The sequence below is a fragment of the Synergistaceae bacterium genome, assembly GCA_012521675.1.
In the GTDB taxonomy this organism is placed as follows: domain Bacteria; phylum Synergistota; class Synergistia; order Synergistales; family Aminobacteriaceae; genus JAAYLU01.
The window spans coordinates 1-20,424 of record JAAYLU010000070.1 but is presented as its reverse complement, the minus strand read 5'-3'; the positions used below and the strand labels follow the sequence as shown (position 1 = coordinate 20,424).

16 protein-coding genes are annotated in these 20,424 nt (G+C 61.5%); 14 read left to right on the top strand and 2 right to left on the bottom strand.

Going from position 1 to position 20,424, the window contains the following annotated elements; translation table 11 throughout:
• Positions 1–77 precede the first annotated feature (77 nt).
• Positions 78–854 (bottom strand): methyltransferase domain-containing protein, encoded by a 777-nt coding sequence (locus GX181_07175; GenBank protein NLM71723.1) that lies wholly within the window; start codon positions 852–854, stop codon positions 78–80.
• A 136-nt stretch (positions 855–990) separates the two neighbouring features.
• On the opposite strand from GX181_07175, the gene GX181_07170 reads away from it, so the two are divergent.
• The 6 genes from GX181_07170 to GX181_07145 all read left to right on the top strand — a co-directional run bounded on the left by GX181_07170 (position 991) and on the right by GX181_07145 (position 11,765).
• Positions 991–1,329, top strand: coding sequence for a helix-turn-helix transcriptional regulator (locus tag GX181_07170; GenBank protein NLM71722.1), 339 nt, complete (start codon positions 991–993; stop codon positions 1,327–1,329).
• Between the two features lie 2 nt (positions 1,330–1,331).
• Positions 1,332–1,580: a thioredoxin family protein gene (locus tag GX181_07165; protein NLM71721.1), complete on the top strand. Its 249-nt coding sequence runs from the start codon at positions 1,332–1,334 to the stop codon at positions 1,578–1,580.
• A gap of 85 nt (positions 1,581–1,665) precedes the next feature.
• Positions 1,666–2,829: a permease gene (locus GX181_07160; protein ID NLM71720.1), complete on the top strand. Its 1,164-nt coding sequence runs from the start codon at positions 1,666–1,668 to the stop codon at positions 2,827–2,829.
• Positions 2,830–2,884: 55 nt separating this feature from the next.
• Positions 2,885–3,976: an efflux RND transporter periplasmic adaptor subunit gene (locus GX181_07155; protein NLM71719.1), complete on the top strand. Its 1,092-nt coding sequence runs from the start codon at positions 2,885–2,887 to the stop codon at positions 3,974–3,976.
• Positions 3,977–7,021 (top strand): efflux RND transporter permease subunit, encoded by a 3,045-nt coding sequence (locus tag GX181_07150; protein NLM71718.1) that lies wholly within the window; start codon positions 3,977–3,979, stop codon positions 7,019–7,021.
• 139 nt (positions 7,022–7,160) lie between these two features.
• Positions 7,161–11,765, top strand: a complete 4,605-nt coding sequence (locus tag GX181_07145) for a S8 family serine peptidase (GenBank protein NLM71717.1) — start codon at positions 7,161–7,163, stop codon at positions 11,763–11,765.
• A 51-nt stretch (positions 11,766–11,816) separates the two neighbouring features.
• On the opposite strand, the gene GX181_07140 is transcribed toward GX181_07145, so the two are convergent.
• Positions 11,817–12,371: a rubrerythrin family protein gene (locus GX181_07140; GenBank protein ID NLM71716.1), complete on the bottom strand. Its 555-nt coding sequence runs from the start codon at positions 12,369–12,371 to the stop codon at positions 11,817–11,819.
• Between the two features lie 281 nt (positions 12,372–12,652).
• Between GX181_07140 and GX181_07135 the strand changes: the two genes are divergently transcribed.
• The 8 genes from GX181_07135 to GX181_07100 form a co-directional block, all read left to right on the top strand.
• Complete coding sequence (locus GX181_07135; protein ID NLM71715.1) at positions 12,653–14,035, top strand: helix-turn-helix transcriptional regulator; 1,383 nt, start codon at positions 12,653–12,655, stop codon at positions 14,033–14,035.
• Between the two features lie 183 nt (positions 14,036–14,218).
• Positions 14,219–15,565 (top strand): hypothetical protein, encoded by a 1,347-nt coding sequence (locus GX181_07130; GenBank protein ID NLM71714.1) that lies wholly within the window; start codon positions 14,219–14,221, stop codon positions 15,563–15,565.
• A gap of 13 nt (positions 15,566–15,578) precedes the next feature.
• Positions 15,579–17,039: a hypothetical protein gene (locus GX181_07125; GenBank protein NLM71713.1), complete on the top strand. Its 1,461-nt coding sequence runs from the start codon at positions 15,579–15,581 to the stop codon at positions 17,037–17,039.
• Positions 17,040–17,073: 34 nt separating this feature from the next.
• On the top strand, positions 17,074–17,748 hold the full coding sequence (locus tag GX181_07120) for a PspA/IM30 family protein (GenBank protein ID NLM71712.1): 675 nt from the start codon (positions 17,074–17,076) through the stop codon (positions 17,746–17,748).
• On the top strand, positions 17,741–18,172 hold the full coding sequence (locus GX181_07115; GenBank protein NLM71711.1) for a YbjN domain-containing protein: 432 nt from the start codon (positions 17,741–17,743) through the stop codon (positions 18,170–18,172). The genes GX181_07120 and GX181_07115 overlap by 8 nt, the downstream gene beginning before the upstream one ends.
• A gap of 12 nt (positions 18,173–18,184) precedes the next feature.
• Positions 18,185–18,973 (top strand): hypothetical protein, encoded by a 789-nt coding sequence (locus GX181_07110; GenBank protein ID NLM71710.1) that lies wholly within the window; start codon positions 18,185–18,187, stop codon positions 18,971–18,973.
• 29 nt (positions 18,974–19,002) lie between these two features.
• Positions 19,003–20,223, top strand: a complete 1,221-nt coding sequence (locus GX181_07105) for a hypothetical protein (GenBank protein NLM71709.1) — start codon at positions 19,003–19,005, stop codon at positions 20,221–20,223.
• 57 nt (positions 20,224–20,280) lie between these two features.
• Positions 20,281–20,424: hypothetical protein (locus GX181_07100; GenBank protein ID NLM71708.1), on the top strand; the 144-nt coding region annotated here is incomplete at its 3' end.

Here is a 20,424-nt window from a genome sequence, read left to right as displayed (position 1 = left end):
GATTCACGGAGGACAGACGAAGCCGCGGGATTCTTTTTCCCTTTCACTCATTAAAATCACCCCCTGGGAGTATTATATCACACCGACCTCGCGCGGCGCCTCCTGCCGATGACGATGGCGCTCGCCAGCACCCCGTCGATCTCGCGCCTCTCGCTCTCCGACAGCTCCGGGAAGGCCATAGAGGCCAGCGACTCGGGGATGGGAAAGACCTTGATCCTGCGTATCTCAACCTCGATGAAGCCCGCCTCCTCCGCCAGACGCCGGTAGTCCTCCTCCAGCAGCGCGCCTGCGATGCACCCCGACCATGCGGCGAGGTTACTGACTATACGCTCCGAGACGGGGCGAATAAAGAGCATGTCCGCGACGCAGAACCTGCCTCCGGGCTTAAGGACCCTGTAGGCCTCCCTCAGCACGGCGGGCTTATCCGGTGAGAGGTTGATCACGCAGTTGGAGATGACGACGTCCACGGACTTGTCCGCTAGTGGTATGTCCTCGATGTATCCCCTTAGGAGCTCGACGTTTTCCAGCTCCTTCAGGTTCCCTGCGGCCTCCGCCAGCATCTCCCCGGTCATGTCAAGGCCTATGATCCTGCCCTCCGGACCGACGGCCTTCGACGCGATGAACATGTCGAGCCCGGCGCCGCAGCCGAGGTCGAGCACAGTCTCGCCGTGGATCAGCTCAGCATGCTCGACCGGGTTGCCGCAGCCGAAGGATCGCGCCGCCATTCCGCCGGGAGCTGCCGCGAGTGTCGCCCCGTCGTAGTTTCTCCTCGTCATGTTGATGATGCCGGATCTCCGCGGTGACCGCGCGGCCTCGGCGTATCTCTTCTCCACGTATTTTCGCACTTCGTCCATGGAAGCCACTCCTCACACCGTATATGGCACGATTGTAACAGCTTTGTCCTGGGTTTTCAGGAGGGGCTTGACCGAACCAAGGTAAGTGGTAGAATTGCCACATAAAAAGAGCGATGCCCTTCAATGGAGGATGAGAATGATCGACGACACTCAGCGCAAAAAGACCGCCATACTCAAGGGGCTGGCGCATCCGGTCCGTATGACTATAGTTGAGGCCCTTGCGAGCCGCGAGATGTGCGTATGTGATATCGCCGATATGTTTCATTTCGACAGGACCACGATAAGCAAGCACCTTGCGATGATGAAGTCGCTGGGCATACTGGAGGATAGGAAGGAGGGACTGAATGTGTACTACTCGCTGAGGATGGGTTGTCTCGCTCAGCTGCTCTCCTGTGTGGAGAGGGTTGTGCTTGGGGAGGAGCCAGAGCTTTTTCTGGCCAGATGCGATTGTGATCCGCGGAAAGCGAGGCGGTAATGATGACACTGGCAAGAATAGAAGTATTGGGAACGGGCTGCGCGAAGTGCAGGAAACTGGAGGAGCTGACGAAGCAGGCTGCGACGGAGCTGGGGCTGGACTGCGAGGTCGTGAAGGTGACCTCCATAATGGAGATAATGGAGAGGGGAGTGGTTGCAACTCCTGCACTCATGGCGGACGGAAAGTTGTTGTTCGCGGGGGGATCGCCGTCGCTTGAGAAGATCAAAGAGCTGCTATCGAAGCTTGTTTAGTCCGGCGACTCCCTGAAGGGGGAATTTTTTTTCGCATTATATGTGCAGAAAATGCCACATATATTTGACCGGGGGGGTGTTTTTGATGAGCGACAGGGTGAAGTTCTTGTGGATAGCCGCATTTTTCCTGGTGTTCTATTTTATTCCCGCTGACAACGAGAGAGTCTGGAATGCCTTGGCAGAATCGGTTGCCATGATGCACGATTATGCCAGGGAGCACGTGCTGCTGTGTCTAGTGCCCGCGTTCTTTATCGCGGGGGCGGTCTCGGTCTTTGTCAGCAGGCAGTCCGTGATGAGATATTTGGGGGGACGCGCGAATAGATGGCTCGCCTACTCGGTTGCATCGGTATCGGGAGGTGTGCTCGCGGTCTGTTCCTGCACAGTGTTGCCTCTGTTCGCGGGGATATATTCGAGGGGAGCGGGGCTTGGCCCGGCATCCACCTTCTTGTACTCAGGGCCGGCGATAAACATCCTGGCCATAGTTTTAACCGCCAGGGTGCTCGGTTTTGAGCTGGGCGTCGCGCGAGCTGTTGGAGCGATTGTAATCAGCCTGCTGATAGGATTGATCATGGGAGCGCTCTTTGGACGGGAGGAGGGTGCTCGGCAGGAGGGATTTGCAACGGTACCGGAGCCGGGGGACGAGCGCCCTTGGAGAACGGTCGCGCATATAGGAGGCATGGTGCTCTTTCTCTTATTCGCAAACTGGGCGCCGCCGCGCACACCAGGCGGCCTGTGGAGCGGGATTTACGAGATAAAATGGCTGCTCTCCGGGCTCTCGCTCTCGCTGGTGATCTTCGCTTCGCGGGCCTGGTTCTCGCGTGACGAGCGAAAGGAGTGGGTGGCCTCTTCCCGCGACTACGCGCTGCTGATAACGCCGCTGCTGTTCGCGGGTGTGCTTGGGGCTGGCTTCCTGCTCGGCCGTCCGGGGCACGAGGCGCTGATCCCGGCTCGTTACGTGGCGATGTTGGTGGGAGGGAACTCGTTTGGTGCAAACTTCTTCGCATCGTTGTCCGGAGCCTTCATGTATTTCGCTACTCTTACCGAGGTTCCCATCCTCGACGGGCTGATCGGCGCAGGAATGGGAAGAGGCCCTGCACTTGCACTCCTGCTTGCAGGGCCTGCACTATCCTTGCCCAGCATGCTGGTAATCAGCGGGGTACTGGGTCCTAAAAAAACTCTTGCGTTTATATCGTTGGTGGTGCTGCTTTCTGCGACTGCGGGTGTGGTGTTCGGACATCTTTTCAATTGAGGTGATAGAATAAACCGAGATTACATCGGAGCAACGCGAGTTGCAGGAGGGTGCGATGTCGGTATTGAAAAAAGCGAACGTTCTTTTCTGGGTGTTTCTCCTGGCCGGGACTTTGGGTTTCCTGGGCTACAGGATAGCAGTGCCGTCGGGGGCGCAGAGCAGGATTCCCCCTCCTTCGGCCGGGATCACCATCACGGTTTACGAGGTGCGGCCGCAGCTCTTCGAGATAAGGCGCAGTTTCTTCGGCACGGTTCGCTCGGCGCAGGTGCAGAAGGTATCGGCGCCATCGCGCGAGGTCGTGGAGGAGGTCAACGTCGAGGTCGGCGACTTGGTGAAGAAGGGGGACGTGCTTGTGTCCCTCGCGGGGCAGAGCCAGGTGGCGCTGCTGGGCGCTCGAAAGGCGGCCTACGATGAAGCGAAGTCCCGCTACGATCGCCTCAAGAGCCTGTTCGAGGCGGGCGGCGCGTCGAAGCAGGAGCTGGACAGGGCCAACGTCGCGGTGCAGGAGGAGGCCGCGAGGCTGCGCGATGCGCGCACGACCGTGTCGCGCGTCCAGATTCGCTCGGCCCTCAACGGCGTGGTGGTCCGAAAGAGCGTCGAGGTAGGGGAGTTCGCCGACCCGGGGCGCGAGCTGCTCGCCGTCGCGGACTTCGACAGGCGGGAGGTCGAGATGCTGATCTCACCGACGATCCGAGGGCTTATAAAGCCGGGCATGGAGGTCCTGGTCAGAGCTCCCTGGGGCGGTGAGGCCACCGGCTCGATTTTGCGCCTGGACCCGGAGGCGGATCCTCAGACCGGCTTCTTCCGGGGTATAGTCGGGCTTCCGCCGGACTGTTCCCTGATACCGGGCGACTATGCGCGGATGGAGGTCCTCATGGTGCGCAAGGAGGACGCCCTGGCCGTCCCGTACGAGTGCATCCTGCGCGAGGACGGGCGTCCCTACGTGTTCATCGTCGAGGGGGGCTTGGCGGCTCGCCGCGATATAGAGGCGGGCGAGGGGAGCGGCGGCTTCATGGAGGTGCTCTCCGGCCTCGCGCCCGGCGACATGGTGGCGAAGCTGGGGGCGGGCAACCTGTACGAGGGGGCCAAGGTGACAGTCTCGGACGGCAGGCTGCGCACGGGCGCGAACGGGGGCGACGGCGGCTAGATGGGCATAATCGGACTATCCATCAGGCGTCCCGTGCTGACCCTGGTGATCGTCATCCTCGCCGTGCTGCTGGGGCTTTCGGCCATGAACGGCATGGGAATATCTCTGCTTCCCAAGATAGAGGTCCCTTTCGTCTCCGTTATCACCCGCTATTCGGGCGCCGGGCCGGAGGATATGGAGATGCTCGTTACCAAGCCGCTTGAGGATGCTATCAGCCAGGTGCAGGGTAGCAGAAAGATAGAGAGCTCCTCGCTGGAGGGGCTGTCCTTCGTCTTCGTCGAGTTCGACGCGGACGTGGACCTGGCGGACGCGGCGCTCGACGTGGCCAACCGGGTGAGGACGGTGCGACTTCCCGAGGACGCGGACGATCCGGTGGTCAGGAAGTTCGACATGAACGCTCGCTCCTTCATGTCGATTGTCTTCACCTCCACCCTGCCGCCCCAGAGGGCGTACGACATACTGGAGGACAGGGTTCAGCGAAGGCTGTCGCAGGTGACCGACGTGGCGGACGTTTCGCTGGACGGCGGGTTGACGCGAGAGATACACGTGGACCTCGACCCTGTGGCTCTCGCCAGCCTCGGCCTTGGCATACGCCAGGTGACGAACATGATCAGGAGCGGCAACTACAGCTCTCCCTCCGGGCGCATATCGTTGGAGGACCAGGAGTCGATCCTGCGCGTGGTCGGCGAGTCGGCCACGGTGCGGGAGCTTGAGGAGCTGCAGATACCCCTGTCGAAGGGCGTGTCTGTGCGGCTTGCGGACATAGCGTCGGTGACTGACTCCACCGCCGAGGTGCGCCGCCTGGCCCGCTACAACGGCAGCGACTCATTCATCCTATATCTCACGGCGGTCCCCGACGGCAATGTGGTGAAGGCGAGCCGGGCCGTGCGCGAGCTGCTGGATAAGATCGTTCCGGATCTGCCGCCCGGATTCTCCATGGCGATCCCGTTCGACGACGGGGAGCTGATCTCCGAGTCCATCTGGAACGTCTTCCGGGACATGATAATCGGCACTCTGCTGACCGCCCTGATACTCTTCTTATTCCTGGGGAGGATGTCAGCCACCCTGCTGGTGGCATTCGTGATGCCGACCGCGGTGGTGGCGACCTTCATGCCGATGGTTCTCGCGGGCTACTCCCTCAACCTTATGACTACGCTCGGCCTTGCAATATCGACTGGCATACTGGTGAACAACTCGATACTCGTGATAGAGAACATAATCAGATACCGGGAGCTGGGACACGATAGGCTGCAGGCCGCGGAGCTGGGGACAAGGGAGATCGCTCTGGCGGTGCTGTCCACCACCTCGACCAACCTGGGAGTCTTCATCCCGATAGCCCTGGCGGGAGGGCCCATGGGACAGATGTTCAACCCCTTCGCGATGACGGTCGTTTTCTCGACGCTCTTCTCCCTCTGGGTTGCGCTGACGGTGACCCCGATGCTTGCGGCGCGGATGGGGCGATCCTCCGGGCCATCGACACTCAGCCGCCTGCTGACCGGCTGGTGGCAGTGGCTCTACCAAGGGTTCGAGGAGCTGCACCACGTGCTGGTGCGGCTGGCGGTCCGCTTCCCGGCGACGACGATTCTGCTGTTCGTCGCTCTGTGCGTTGGCTCGGTGATGCTGGCCGGAAAGGTCGGCTTCCAGTTCTTCCCCATGTCCGACGAGGGGCAGGTGTCGATCAGCATGGAGACGTCGGCGTCGGCTTCGCTGGCCATGACCGATCGCCTGACCAGGCAGGTGGAGAGCCACGTGCTGTCCCTGCCTCACGTGTCGGGCGCCAGCGTCGTGATAGGCGGAGGGGGTTCGAGGTCCGGGCTGAACAGGTCGTCCATCCGCATATATCTGGATGACGCGCCCGACAGGCCGTCCAGCTTTTCATTCGCGACACCGCTGCGTCCCCTGCTTGCGTCTCTGCCGGACGTGAAGTCGAGCGTGTCGGCCGGAGGAGGGCGAGGCGGCGTGCGAGGCAAGCCGATCCAGGTGGTCGTCAGGGGGGAGGACGCCGTAACTCTTAACTCCCTCGCTGTCACCGTCATGGACGCTCTGCGCGAGATTGACGGCGTGGTCGACGTTGACCTGGACTGGAGGACGGGGCGTCCGGAGATACAGCTAGTCCCGGACCGCCTCAGGATGGCCAGGCTCAACTTCAATACCGAGAGCCTGTCCGATACGCTGCGCGGCTACGTCACAGGGCTGAGTGCAGGGGTCTTCCGCGAGGCGGGGAAGGAGTACGACATCCTGGTAAAGTTGAAAGCGGACGAGGTGGCAAGCCCCTTCCAGCTTCCGGACCTTCCCTTCCCGACGTCCGCGGGATTCGTCTCTCTTAGGGACCTGGCCGAGCTCAAGCACACAATGGGGCCCACCCAGATTCTTCGCAAGGAGAGGCAGCGCTCTATAACAGTCGAGGCGGACGTGCAGGGTGTCACCGTCGGTGACGTGTACAGGGCGATAAGAAGCAGGCTGGAGGAGGTGCCGCTCCCGCTGGGTTACGGCTTCTCCTACGCGGGCGAGATAAGGTCGATACAGGAGAACTTCGGCACTCTGAACTTGGCCCTCGCCCTGGCGGTACTGCTGACTTTCCTGATGATCGCCGCCATACTGGAGTCGTTCGTCTTCGCGCTGGTGATAATGCTTACGGTCCCCCTTTCGATAATAGGCGTGATCCCGGCGCTGCTGCTGACCGGCACGCCTCTGTCCGTCTACGCTCTGATGGGGGTCATCATGCTGGTGGGGTTGGTGGTCAACAATGCCATAGTGGTCGTGGACTTCGCCGAGATCCTGAGAAAGGAGGGCAAGGATCCGGCGTCGGCGATAGTCGAGGCGTGCAGGGTGCGTCTTCGCCCGATAATTATGGCCGATGCGACGTCGGTCATCGCGATGGTACCGCTCGCCATGGGGATCGGCCAAGGGGGATCCTACCGCTCGCCGATGGCCATCGTCTCGATAGGAGGGCTGATAGCGGGGGGAGTGCTGGCCCTTTTCCTGATACCGCCCGTGTACAAGATGGTCTGGGGGCTGAAGGCAAAACTGGGCTTCGGGGCTTGACCGGAGAACCGGTGTACTCCGCGCGAAAACCGACTGAACTTGCGTCAGGATGGCTGCTCACGCAATTGACATCTGGAAGCGATGGTGTACGATAAACAAGGCGTACTTTTACAGCACAGTTAAATGGATGGTGATCTTGATGAAGAAAGTGAAACTGGCGTTGGCACTGTTATTGCTATTCCTATATGGTGGCTGTGCTTGTGCGCAGCCGAAGGCCCCGAACCTGGAGTTCGTGAGGGGGGACGTGCTTGTTCTGATGGACGCGCCGGGCGGCGCGTCGGAGGTGGAGCCCCTTTCCGGGCGAGTCGCAGAGGCCACCGGTTCCAAGGTCATACGCACCTACGAGGCCATAGCGGACGCCTCGGGAAAGTGCATCTTCCAGATCAAGTCGGCGGAGAAGCCTGTTGACGAGCTTCTGGAGGAGGTCCGTGCCCTCCCTGGTGTCAGGGGAGCGACGCCTAACTACATAGTCAAAATCCTGGCGAGCCAGGACGACCCTGAGCTCGAGTCGTCATGGGGGATCGAGTATATAAGGGCGTTTGATGCCTGGGCACTTGCGACCGGCGGGGACGAGGTGTATGTCGCCATCCTTGACACGGGAATAAAGGCGGACCACGAGTACCTTGCCTCAAACGCAGGAAGCGACAAGGACGGGGAGTTCGGGAAGAACCTCGTCAGCGTCGTCAGGGGACCGTTTGACGACAACGGGCACGGGACCCTCGTCGCGGGGATAGTCGGCGCCACGGCGGGCGACAGTGCGCGCCTTCTCTCGGTTAAGGTCCTTGACGCCAATGGCGCGGGCAGTTACGGACACGTCATGGCCGGTCTCGACTACGTCCTAGGGCAGAAGAAGCGCGGCCTTAACATACGAGTAGCGAACATGGCCTTCGGCGCCTGGACGCCCGAGGTCGAAGACCTCGAATCCGACCCGTTCGCGGTTGCCTGCAGGGCCGTCTCCGACGCGGGGATACTTCTCGTCGCCGCGGCGGGCAACGAGGGGCAGAACATCGACTCTGCCGGCGGCGGATACAAGGGGAACAAGATCTACCCCGCCTCTCTCTCCGCCGAGGGAGTCCTGACGGTAACCGCGGTGATGGAGAACGGTAATCCTGTGAAGTCGGCCAACCATGGGCTTGCCGTGGACATCGCCGCACCAGGTTTCGAGGTGTTGAGCACGGCTCTGGACGGCGGTTACCAGGTTATCAACGGCACGTCCGCGGCCTCCGGCTTCGCGGCGGGCTCGGCGGCACTTGTGGCCATCGCCGACCCGGAACTTTCGGCCTCCGGGGTCAAGGAGCGCATACTCGAGTTTGCCGCCAGGGACAAGGCGCTGGCGGGCAGGGTCGCTTACGGCGCTCTTAACGTCGGCGCGGCTGTAAAGAACGAGAGAGGTTCGGTGACGGTCGCGATCCAGGGACCGGGCTCGTCCCGCTGGGGCCTCGACGACAAGGGGCGGTACGAGAGCGGCTACATCCTGTCCGGTGTGCCGGTCGGGGATCACACGGTCACCTACCACGAGGTCGACCTGTGGTCCAAGCCTGCCGATTTGGACATAGCCGTCGCGGTCGATGAACAGACGGAGGTGGAGGGGCAGTACAGTCAGCACAAGGCCTCCCTCTGGGTCACGGTCGAGGGGCCGGTGGAGGGGCGTTGGTCGCTGAACGGCGAGGAACTGTTCGAAAGCGACCAGACAATAGGCAAGGTGGCAGGGAAGCGCACAGTCACCTACTCCGACGTCCCCGGGTGGGATTCGCCGGAGCCGCAGGCCGTGACTGTCCACGGAAACGCGCCTCTTGCCCTGACCGGCGTTTACAAGAGGCAGACCGGGTCGGTGGTCGTGACGATAGTCGGGCCGGAAGGCGCGTCCTGGGGGCTCGATGGAGAGGGCGAATATGCCGGAGGAGAGGCCGCCGAGAACATACCGACAGGCGAGCGCACCATAGGCTTCGCCGATGTTCCCGACTGGGACAGGCCCGCCGACATCGCCATACAGGTGGAGAAGGATTCGACGATTTACTCTCGCGGGGTCTACGTCCGGCATGTCGGCTCGATAAAGGTGAACATCGAAGGCCCGGACGACGCAAGCTGGGCCATAAACGGCAGGGGTCTCTACGTGAACGGCGAGACGGTGTCCGATCTGCCGGTGGGCGACTACACGATCTCCTTCTCCGCGGTCCGCGACTGGGACAGCCCCGCCTCGATCCAGGTGTCCGTGAAGCGCGACTCCGTGGCGGAGTTGGACAAGGCTTACGAGAAGCACACTGGCTCGGTGGCAGTGGCGATCGAAGGGCCCGAGGCGGCCAAGTGGCACTTGGACGGAGTTGACGGGGCTCTCGCGGCCGGCGAGGTCTTGTCGGGTGTGCCCGTGGGCGAGTACACGGTCGTCTTCTCGGATGTCCCGGACTGGCACACGCCGGAGCGAGCAACGGTCCTGGTGGCCAAGGACGCGACGGCCAAGGCCGAGGGCGCATACTCGGAGCACAGGGGCTCGATAACCGTCGACATCACCGAGCCGGAGGAGGCCACCTGGCACCTGGACGGCGAAGGAGTCTACGCCAGCGGCGAGGTCGTTCAGGGCGTGGTCGTCGGGGCGCATAGCATCTCCTTCTCGAAGGTGGACGATTGGGACGAGCCGGAGAGCCTGACGGTCACAGTGGCGAACGAAGCCCTTGCAAAGGCGGAGGTCGCCTACAAGCGCCATAGGGGCGCGATCCAGGTGAATATCGACGGTCCGGTGGAGGCCCGCTGGACTATGGACGGAGAGAACTTCCACAAGGACGGCGAGGTGGTCAGGGACCTCGTTGTGGGCGATTACACCGTGACATTCTACGATCTTTTAGATTGGGACGAGCCGGACGATGTCTCGGTCACAGTGACCAAGGACGAGACGGCGAAGGTCGATGCGGTGTTTACCATCCACAGGGGCTCGATCAGGATCCCCTTCAGCGGACCCGGGGAGGGGCGCTGGATCCTTGACGGGGAGGGGAGCTACGAGAAGGGCGAGACTGTGGACGGAGTTCCTGTTGGAACGCACAGGATCAGCTTCTCGCAGGTGGATGGATGGGACTCCCCGAAGGAGTTCCAGCTGACTGTGGCTAAGGATTCCTTGGCGAAGGCTGAACCCGGCTACAAGCGGCACCTCGGCTCGGTGGCTGTGACAATCGAGGGGCCGGCCACGGCGCGCTGGAGCGTCGACGGCGAGGGGAGCCACCACAGCGGAGCTACCGTAGGAGATATTGCAACAGGCGAGCATACGATAATCTTCTCCGACGTCGAGGGCTGGGACAAGCCGCTTGACCACGGGCTCGTCGTAGCAAAGGACGCGGTGACGGAGCTGAGAGGCTGGTACTTGCAGCATGTCGGTACCGTGGCCGTCTACATCGAGGGGCCGGAGGAGGCCAGGTGGTTCGTGGAGGGCGTCGAAGGAGCTCATGCAGCGGGCGAGGCGTCGAAGGTCGTCCCCGTGGGTGATCGCAAGGTGAGCTTCCTTGAGGTCGAGGGATGGGAGACGCCCGAGGATCAGCCGATAACGGTGTTCCGTGACGTGACCACCATAGCCGCGGGAGATTACAAGCGTCACACTGGCTCTCTCTCAGTCTCCATCGAAGGGCCCGGGGACGCCCTGTGGAACCTGGGAGGCGAGGACGAGTACTCCAGCGGAGAGGTGGTCCGGGGCCTTCCGACGGGAGAGCACACCGTTGGCTTCGGCGAGGCCGAGGGTTGGATCGCGCCAGAACCGCTCGCTGTAACGGTCGAAAAGGACGAGATAACCCCGGTTGAAGCGGAGTACGAGCAGGTGAAGGGATCCGTCTCCGCCGTCATCGAGGGCCCGGAGGAGGCTCTGTGGTGCCTGGATGGCGAGGGGGAGTACTCGAGCGGCGAGGTGGTGCAGGGCCTGACCCCCGGCGAGCACGAGATATCATTCTCTGACGTCGAGGGCTGGATCGCTCCTGATCCGATCGCGGCGAAGGTTGAAGCGGGGAGTTTGAGCTCGGTGACCGGCGTCTACAGTCAGCCCGAGGAGGAACCGATAGTCGAGGAGGCCGAAGAGGTCGAGGAGGCTGTCGAAGAGGCGGAGGCTCCGGTTGAAGTTGAAGAGGTGGAGGCGCCGTTGGTCGAGGAGCCTGCTGCCGAAGTTGACGATGCCGAGCCGGAGGAGGAGCCGATAGTCGAGGAGGCCGAAGAGGCTGAAGAGGCTGTCGAAGAGGCCGAGGTGCCGGTTGAAGTTGAAGAGGTGGTAGAGCCTGAGTTCGAGGAGCCGGTGGTCGAGGTTGACGAATCCGAGCCTGAGGAGGAGCCGATAGTCGAGGAGGCCGAAGAGGTCGATGAGGCTGTCGAAGAGGCCGAGGTGCCGGTTGAAGTTGAAGAGGTGGAAGAGCCTGAGTTCGAGGAGCCGGTGGTCGAGGTTGACGATGCCGAGCCGGAGGAGGCGCCGATAGTCGAGGAGGCCGAAGAGGTCGAGGAGGCTGTCGAAGAGGCCGAGGCTCCGGTTGAAGTCGAAGAGGTGGAAGAGCCTGAGTTCGAGGAGCCGGTGGTCGAGGTTGACGAATCCGAGCCTGAAGAAGAGCCGATAGTCGAGGAGGCCGAAGAGGTCGAGGAGGCCGAAGAGGCTGAAGAGGCTGTCGAAGAGGCCGAGGTGCCGGTTGAAGTTGAAGAGGTGGTAGAGCCTGAGGAGCCGGTGGTCGAGGAGCCTGTTGGCGAGGTGGATGACGAGCACTCGGCGTCCGAGGAAGAGACCAACTGAGGCGATAAACAAGAGAGGGGGGCGTTCCGCCCCCCTCTTCGCTGTCCTGAATCAGAATCTCCTGTACTTGTCCTTCGCGACGCCGCACACCGGGCACTTGTCCGGCGCCTCGTCCTCGATCGTGTGACCGCAGACGGGGCAAACGTAGATCGCTTGGAAGCCGACGTCCTTCTTCTCCAGCGCGCACTCCCTGGCCTTTCTGAAGAGGTCTGCGTGCTGCTTCTCCGCCTGGAGGGCGAAGTTGAATGTGCGCATCGCATCCTTCTCTCCCTGGAACTTCGCGGCCTCGTAGTAGACCGGGTACATCTGCTCTATCTCGTGGTCCTCGCCCATGATCCCGCCCAGCAGGTTCTCCGCCGTGTCCTTGATGCCGAACACGGCCCCGGCGGTCACCGCCGTGTCTGCGACGTCGCCTCCGAGTACGTTGAAATGGTTATTGGCGTGAACCTGCTCGGCATAAGCGACCGCCCTGAAGAGGCGGGCGATCATCGGGAAGCCCTCCTTGTCGGCCTTGTCGGCCCAGCTGAGGTAGCGCATCTGAGCCATGCTCTCTCCGCCGTAGGCGGAGCGCAGGAACTCCGCTGTCATAGCATTCTTTACGGACATGTAAATGTTCCTCCTTAAAAATAGTTATTCCCGAAAAAAAGGATATCATATTGTCCGTGGATGTGAAAAGAGGGGTGCCGATACTCGTACGGGGTGGGAAAAACCACCTCGGAGATCCGACAGGGGATGGGGAATTGTCTCCGCTGCACTGGTAGAATAGTACCGTAAAGCCGAGGACGGAAGGGGATGATTTGCATGAACTGCCGATCGGACTGCTCAAGGTATTTGGCGGCCCCCCCGTTGCTTTCCGGAGGACGGTCGCTTGGCAAGGGGGTCCTCCTATGAGAGTCCGCAGAATCGTCTCCGCCGCGGCGGGGATGGGTCTGCTCTTCGCCTGGATGGGATCCGTCTTCCTCCGGTACGGTCTTATGGAACGGTTGTCGGAGGCGGGGTATTCGGGCTGGAACCCCGTGCATCTCTTCCTGGGGGTGCACGGGCTGACCTACTTGGTGCAGGCGATAATTCCGGGCGGGCCAGGCGACGAGCGTCACACGGGCCTCCTCGGCGCTATCTCGATGCTCTTGCTGCCGCTTCTTCTGCACCTTTCAACCAGGCTCGGCGTGCCGTTTTCGTCTATAGCGGCGGTGTCGGGCCTGGTCTTATCCGCTGCGGGGGCCGCCATGCTGATAGGCATGTTGGGCATGTCGCTGACATCGCTCATCCCCGACGATGTCGCCGTCGTCTTCGGACTGGCGCCGCTGGTCGCGGCCATCGCGGGACTCCTCGCCTCGCTCGTCGCCCCTCTGCTCTTGTCGATCCTGGCCCCCGTTCTGTCTGCGGGCCTCATCCTCTCTACGGCGGGGGGGCCCGAGGCGAAGGAAGCCCCTGCAAGGACGGCAAGGCTGCCATTCTGGAGGCTGTCCGTCTTTCTCTTCTGCCTGTACGCGGCCAACGGGTTCTTGCTGGGATTAAAGCCCGCTCTCTTTCATGCGCAGCGCTCGGCCGCCCCGTTCATCGACGGTCTGACCGGCGTCGTCGCATCCCTGGCCGCGGCTGCTGCTTTCCGCTTCTATCCCAGGGCGGAGTTGCGGACCTTCTACAAGGGGGCGTTCCCCTTCATCGCCACAGCCCTCTTTCTTATGGCCTTCTCGCCGCTGTACGCCCTGCCGAGCCTGCTGTTGGAGACAGGGCTCGCCTTTCTGGATCTCTACGCCTGGCTGCTCCTGATCTACTTTGCTTCGCGCTCCGGGGAGGGGCGCAAGAGGGTGGTTCACGGAGGGCTCTTTCTGATCGTCCTGGCCGGAGGTACGGTCCATCTGCCCGCCTTCTCCGGCGAGACGGGATATATCTCGCTGCTGGTCCCCGGCGTCTGTCTGCTTCTGCTGATGCTGGTCCTCTGGGACGGAGCGGAAGTGCCGCTTCAGCCGGAGAGGAGCGGGGAGGATCCCTCTCCCGTCGCTGACGGAGCCGGGGAGCCGGTCAAGTCGGCGACGCCCGAGGAAAAGAAGGCGGAGGAGGAGCTCCTGCTGCGAGCGAGGCTAATGGAGTTCAACCTGACCCGGCAGGAGACGGAGATAGCCCTGCTGCTGCTCAAGGGACAGAAGGACCGGAACATCTGCTCCATGCTCTTTATAACTCAGAACACGTTGAAGTACCATCTGCGCAACATCTACAGGAAAACGGGCACCGCCAATCGACTGGAGCTAAGGGAGAATTTGGGCTAGTCGAGGGGTGAGGAAGGGGTGAGTATTGTCACCCTTGAGGATGAAAACACGGATGGGGACGGAAGTCCTCTTAGGGGTGGGAAATACCACCCCTGTATTTTAGCCTCGGGATGGGGTGACAAAGGCTTGATGATGCTACAATGCATTCTGAAGACATCCCGAAGGCGAGAGGAGATGAAACCTATGAGCTGTCGTTTGAAAAGAGTCTGGTTCCTGCTTTTTATCGTCGTCCTGTTTGTCTCTGTCATTTCGGCGCGTACGGAGGCGGCCGAGCAGGCACCCAAGAACGACGTGACACGAGCGGAGTTCTTTCTTAAGAAGTTCGAGGACAGGGTGGTCCGCTCCAGGGGGCAGCCCTTCAAGCTCGGGTACGACGAAAACGAGGCCCTCAAGCGAGTAAGGGATCTCAAGGAGAAGTACCCGGAGGACCCGGCGGTCGAGGCCTTGTTCCAGAGGGCGAAGGCCGCGCTCATGAAGAGCAAGGGGGACTTCATGGAGATCACCCCCGAGATGCTGGTCTACCGCGAGAACGAGCAGAAGCTCAAAAAACTGTTCGGCGACCTCGCCGACCGGGAGTGGAAGGAGTTCACCGACGAGATTCTCACCGGTCCGGTGGCCCTCCCGAAGGCCTTTCCCTCCCCGGACAGGACCGAGGTCTCGATCGAGGAGCTGGCGGGAAAGTACGTCATCCTGGAGGAGTTCGAGTACCCGGCGGGGCAGTTCATAGACCTTGGCAGGGAGTTCGTCTCCGTGGGCAGCGGCGTTAAAGGCTACTATTACGTGGAGATTTCGAACCGCAACTGGCTCGGGCCTTACGAGGCGCTGAAGCGCTATCGCAGGCTGATCAACAGGGATCTCCCCGAGGAGGGGAAGTGGACCCTGCTGGGCAGGATCACCGGAATAGAGATGGTCGTCCCGCAGGCGGAGAAGGTCAAGACTATTGCGCCTCAGTGGGGGTGGGTTGTGACTCCGGTCGCCATCCACATCCCAGGGCACACCTTCACCCTGTACGACCCGACCGAGGAGCTCGGCGGTCTGTTCGCGGGGGAGGAGAGGATGGAGGAGATAAAGAGCCCGCTCTACACGGTTCGCTACGTGCCGTCGGACGTGACGCCGGAGAGGCTCGTGGAGATCTTCGCGGCCTCCATAAAAGAGAAGAACTTCGACCTCTACCTTGAGTGCATAGACCCCAAGCGCACGAGGACCCGCTCCGAGATGTCCCTGTTGCGGTACCACTGGGACCTGCACCTGGAGCGATTCGCCAGATTCTACGTCCACGTGGAGACGGATGAAGCCGTTATCGAGGTGATCAAGGGGTTCGACAGCGGCACCGGGATGGAGGACTTCTTCCTCGACGAGGAGCAGAAGGATAAGATACGGGAGATATCCGGGGAGTTGGTCGAGCAGGCGACAGTCGTCACCAGGGCGTGGGACGAGAACGGGCGCCAGTACGGGTCGCCCAAGCCTCACTACCTGGTACGCAGGGACAAGGGACGCTGGTACATCGACAACTTCGAGCAGCCGTTCTAAGGGGGCGACGGATATGAAGACGAGATTCAGAACGATTCTTTCGGTGCTTCTGCTGATAATGGCCCTTTTCACCTGTCAGGCGTGCCAAGCACAGGAGGGGCTGCCCTCCGTCCTGTCGGAGATGGTCTCCTCTGTAGAGAGGAGGATCTCCGAGGTCCAGGAGCAGCTGATGGCGGCGTCGGGCGAGGTGGAGGCCGTAATGAAGCTGATGTCGACCGATGCATCGAAGATGACCGGCAAGTGGAGAGAGCTGGTGGAGAGAAGCTACTCGTCGCCTGAGGTCGTGGAGCTGGCGGAACTTCTCCCGGCGCTCGACAGGGCGATCGAGAGGGTCCGCTTCGGCGCGGTTCAGGCGGGGAATATCGGCCCCGATGTCGCTCAGGACGTGTACGACGAGGCGGAGGAGCTGCTGAGGTTCTCCCGAGAGATTCAGGATGCGGGCAGGGTGATCGGGTGGATGCTGCAGATCAACCGCCACATAGCCTCGATCCAGCACGACATAGCCAGCGCGCCGGTGAGAATGGCCGCCTACGTCGACGAGATGAAGGGCGTCGGCGAAAAACTGACCGAGATGTTCAAGGTGGTACCTAGCAGCATGATCGGTTTGAGCGAGTCGGAGTTGGCCTCGCTCAAGGGCAGGGTCCTCGAGTATGCGAAGGAGTCGATACAGCTCGCGGCGGTATCGAGGAACGCTCAGGAGAGCCTGTTGTACATGGTGGAGGCGATCCGCCTCGACACGGCCGAGCAGCTCGACGAGGAGTACAAGATAGTGGAAAAGATCGTCGAGTCCTGGAGGAACTCAGGGGAGCGGTATCCTCTGATCGCAAGGGAGATAACCGAGGGGGTCGCCAGGTGGGCGCCTCTTCCCAAGGCCAGGCTGGATCTGTACAAGAAGTCCAGGGCGGACTATATGGACGCCTACGCGGCCTTCTTCAGGGAGGAGATCTTCAAGGGAATACCCCATTTCGAGGGAATAAGGTTCGTCGGGCTCTCCGCGGTCGCCGACGAGGCTCGCATCACCATGCTGTCGCTGCTTATGGCGTTGGAGGGGCAGGAGCAGGACATGGCCCGACGCAAGAAGGCCCTGAAGGACGATGCGCATCTCACGGCGTTGGAGAGGGAGCAGATCAGGCGTTACGATGAGAAGTACGGCCCGGAGGTGTACAGGAGGCTCAAGAGGGCGGCGGACACAGCTGCCGGGGGGAAGGAGCAGATAGATGCGCTCAAGCGGTATCTGGAGGATCCGAGAGTGCAGAACGATGATCCTCCCGCTTGGCGTCAGGAGGCGAAAAGTACGCTCGAGAAGCTCGAACGCCGCCAGCACCCCGAGCAGATAGAGGCGGACTACGCACTGTCCGATTTCATCGTCGAGAGAGTCGAGGCCGTCAAGACCATAAGAATGATGATGGAGGATCACGCCAAGCGTAAAAGGTCGCTGGGACTGGAGCCGGCTCTGACGTTCGAGCCGTTCTAAAACGGAAAAAACAAAAGTGCAAAGGAGGGGGAACATGAGCATTTTTGCGCGAGTGACGGACATCTTCAAGTCCAACGTCAACGACATGCTGGACCGGATGGAAGATCCGGAGAAGATGGTCAAGCAGATGATCATCGAGATGGAGGAGGGGCTTGTCAAGTCCACCGCGGCCCTTGCAAAGGCCATGGCCAACGAGAAGGATCTGCGCAAGCAGCAGGACAACGCCATCACACAGTCCAAGGCGTGGGAGGAGAAGGCGGCTCTGGCCATGAAGGGCGGCAATGCCGACCTGGCCAAGCAGGCCCTTTCCAAGAAGATCGTCTTCGACGGGCAGGCGAAGCAGTACGAGTCGATGGTCGCTCAGGCGTCGTCCACCGTGTCGCAGCTTCGGGGACAGCTCGACACCCTTAAGATGAAGCTCGACGAGGCCAGGATGAAGCAGTCCACTCTCGTGGCGCGCGCCCAGACCGCCAAGACCCAGAAGGAGTTCTCCAGCGCGATGAGCGGAGCGACCTCGCAGAGCGCGTTCGCGAAGTTCGAGAAGATGGAGAAGAAGATAGAGGGGATGGAGGCTGAGGCTGAGGCGTTCGGCGAGCTGACCGGCGAGCTTCCCGAGGACGAAGCCTTCAGGACGATGGAGAAGGACATGGCGCTGGAGGCCGAGATGGCCAAGCTGATGGAGAAGATGGGGGGTGGGGACGATGCATAAGTTCCCGATCCTGAAGGACGGAGTCAACGAGAAGCTGCTCGCCGAAGCGCGCGCCAAGGTGGACAAATGGCTGGATGAGTTTTTCGACGAGGGCGATCTGACGAAGGTGGACGACCTCGTTCAGTTCGAGTTCGGCAGCGCGACCATACAGGTTACGGTCAACCCGTGGCACAGCGAGGATGTGCTGGTCAAGGTGTTCTCCTACCTGGCGGACGACGTGGACGGCAGGAGGGCGGCGGTGGACTTCATGAGACTGAACGCCGAGCTGCCCCTGGGGGCCTTCTCCCTCGTCTTCGACAACACGGTTATGCTCTCCTGCTCCATCCCGGGGGCGAACTTGGACAAGAGCGAGCTTCTCGGCGCCCTGCAGACCGTCGCGGCCTACGCCGACCAGTACGACGATATTCTGAAGGAGTACTACTAAGGAGGAGATCAGATGAACATGCTTGCGATCGGAGTCGGCGGCCTGCTGGTCGCCGGAGGTGCCTATCTCTCCTTCGTCCAGAAGAAGAAGACGGAGGGGAAGATCACCGAGCTGAAGTTCATGAGGCCACTGTCCCTCGCGGAGTTCAGCGACACGTGGAAATCCCTCGCGGACGAGGGACTTGGCGACAGCTTCCGCGACATGGTGGCGACCCACGGAAAGGCCGAGACGGACGGAGAGCTGAAGGCGCCCTACAGCGAGACTCCCTGCGCCTACTTCGAGGCGACCGTGATACGCGAGTTCGAGAAGGAGGAAAGGAAGAGGGACGAGGACGGAAATATGAGGGTGACGACCAGGAGAAGCTCCGAGACGATCTCGTCCAGAAAGAGTCCCTCTCCGCTCTACATCGCCGATGGAGACGTCAGGGTCGCAGTGGACATGGACGGGGCATCCCTCTACCTGCGGGACGGAGAGGACCGTTTCGAGCCGTTCGACAGCAAGAAGACCTACAGCTTCTTTGGGGTGCAGTTCACGGCGCCCGCGAGCGGCGGCACACTGGGCTTCCGCTACAAGGAAAGTATCATACCGCTCGGTCACCCTCTGTACGTGGTCGGGGAGGGGAGGAAGTCGGGGGGCGCGCTGCGCATAGGCAAGCCGTCCGAGGCGGGCAAGCCCTTCATAGTCTCGACCAGGTCGGCGGAGGAGGTCATAGAGAACCTCAAGGGCTCCGCGAAAGGAACTTTCTATCTTGGAATAGCGCTGATGGTGATAGGCGCGGCGGTCGCCGCATTCATGCACTAGGACTAAAAAACTAGGGAGGTGCGTATACCATGAAAAGAGAGATGCTTGCAGCAGTTCTGGTCTTTGCTTTTCTGATCGTGTCGGCGTCGGCCGGGTTCGCGGCGGACCCGGTGTACAAGGGCAGCAAGACGTTCGGCCCGATGATAACGGGCGGCATCACGGACGAGTTCGTGGACATGATCCGAGAGGATCCGGACATAGCAGCCGGAAAGCCCCTTCGCATAGGCAAGGACGTTGGCGATGAAGACCTCAAGAAGCTGGTTCCGCTAGCCGACATGCTGACCGGACTGCTGATCGAGAGGAACAACGAGATCACCGACCTGTCGCCCCTGTCCGCCCTCGTAGGGCTGACATACCTGAAGCTGGACAGCGTCAGGGAGGTGACCACCCTCGCTCCGCTAGGCGCGCTGGTGAACATGAAGGAGCTCGAGATCCGCGGAGTCCAGTACCCCGACCTCGATTTCCTGACCGGAATGAACGACCTGGAGTCCCTGGCCTTCTTCATGATGCCCGAGGGAATCACGGACGCATCCTCGCTGAAGGGCAAGGTCAAGCTCAAGAAGCTGCACCTCTACGGCGGTGCGAAGGGCGGAGTGGAGGACATCTCGATGCTGGCCGACATGGAGGATCTCGAGGACCTCAGCCTCTACATGACCAGCGTGGAGGACCTGTCCCCCATCTCGGGGCTGACCAAGATGAAGAGGCTGAGCCTCTACGGGATTCCCGCAAAGGACATGAGCCCGGTGGAGAACCTGGCGGAGCTGAAATACATCTGGATCTACGCGACCAAGTTCGAGGACTACTCGCCTCTGGCGAAGCTGACCAAGCTGGAGGAGCTGGCCGGCGGCCTCTCCGCCCTCGACACTCTCGAGTACGTGGAGAACATGCCCAAGCTCAAGGAGATCAGCATGCTCCGCGAGGAGATAGACGACTACTCGCCGCTCGCCAAGTGCCCCGAGCTGACCAAGGTCAGCTTCGAGTCCATGAAGGGTGCGCCGATAGACCTGTCGGTCTTCTCGGAGCATAAGAAGCTTGTCAACCTGTTCGTCCGCGGCTCGGAGGTCAAGAACGCACCCGCCGTCGCGGCGCTGCCGAAGCTTGAGTGGTTGATACTGATAGACACGACGGGGATCGAGGACGTCTCGGTATTCAAGGACCTGCCCAAGCTGAAGAGGGTCAGCGTCAAGGAAGGGCAGTTCCCCGACGAGCAGATAGAGGCGCTGGGCGACAAGGCCCAGGTGCAAAAATAAGGGGCCTTTCGGAGGAGGGAATTCTCCCTCCTCCGACGCTAAGGGGAGGTGATCCGTATGCAGACGGCTCTGAGCGGTTCCGACGGGCAGGGTGCGCCTCAAGAAGAGCGCAGGAGGAAGATCTCGCGCTCCGAGATGCGGATCCGCCTGAGGCTCGAGCCCTTCGACCTCACCAAGAAGGAGACGGAGATAGCCCTGCTC

Coding starts and splice junctions, on each gene's coding strand:
- GX181_07115 (NLM71711.1), top strand. CDS start 17,741: ATGCATAAGTTCCCGATCCTGAAGGACGGAGTCAACGAGAAGCTGCTC.
- GX181_07120 (NLM71712.1), top strand. CDS start 17,074: ATGAGCATTTTTGCGCGAGTGACGGACATCTTCAAGTCCAACGTCAAC.
- GX181_07160 (NLM71720.1), top strand. CDS start 1,666: ATGAGCGACAGGGTGAAGTTCTTGTGGATAGCCGCATTTTTCCTGGTG.
- GX181_07150 (NLM71718.1), top strand. CDS start 3,977: ATGGGCATAATCGGACTATCCATCAGGCGTCCCGTGCTGACCCTGGTG.
- GX181_07170 (NLM71722.1), top strand. CDS start 991: ATGATCGACGACACTCAGCGCAAAAAGACCGCCATACTCAAGGGGCTG.
- GX181_07140 (NLM71716.1), bottom strand. CDS start 12,371: ATGTCCGTAAAGAATGCTATGACAGCGGAGTTCCTGCGCTCCGCCTAC.
- GX181_07110 (NLM71710.1), top strand. CDS start 18,185: ATGAACATGCTTGCGATCGGAGTCGGCGGCCTGCTGGTCGCCGGAGGT.
- GX181_07125 (NLM71713.1), top strand. CDS start 15,579: ATGAAGACGAGATTCAGAACGATTCTTTCGGTGCTTCTGCTGATAATG.
- GX181_07135 (NLM71715.1), top strand. CDS start 12,653: ATGAGAGTCCGCAGAATCGTCTCCGCCGCGGCGGGGATGGGTCTGCTC.
- GX181_07175 (NLM71723.1), bottom strand. CDS start 854: ATGGACGAAGTGCGAAAATACGTGGAGAAGAGATACGCCGAGGCCGCG.
- GX181_07105 (NLM71709.1), top strand. CDS start 19,003: ATGAAAAGAGAGATGCTTGCAGCAGTTCTGGTCTTTGCTTTTCTGATC.
- GX181_07130 (NLM71714.1), top strand. CDS start 14,219: ATGAGCTGTCGTTTGAAAAGAGTCTGGTTCCTGCTTTTTATCGTCGTC.
- GX181_07145 (NLM71717.1), top strand. CDS start 7,161: ATGAAGAAAGTGAAACTGGCGTTGGCACTGTTATTGCTATTCCTATAT.
- GX181_07155 (NLM71719.1), top strand. CDS start 2,885: ATGTCGGTATTGAAAAAAGCGAACGTTCTTTTCTGGGTGTTTCTCCTG.
- GX181_07165 (NLM71721.1), top strand. CDS start 1,332: ATGACACTGGCAAGAATAGAAGTATTGGGAACGGGCTGCGCGAAGTGC.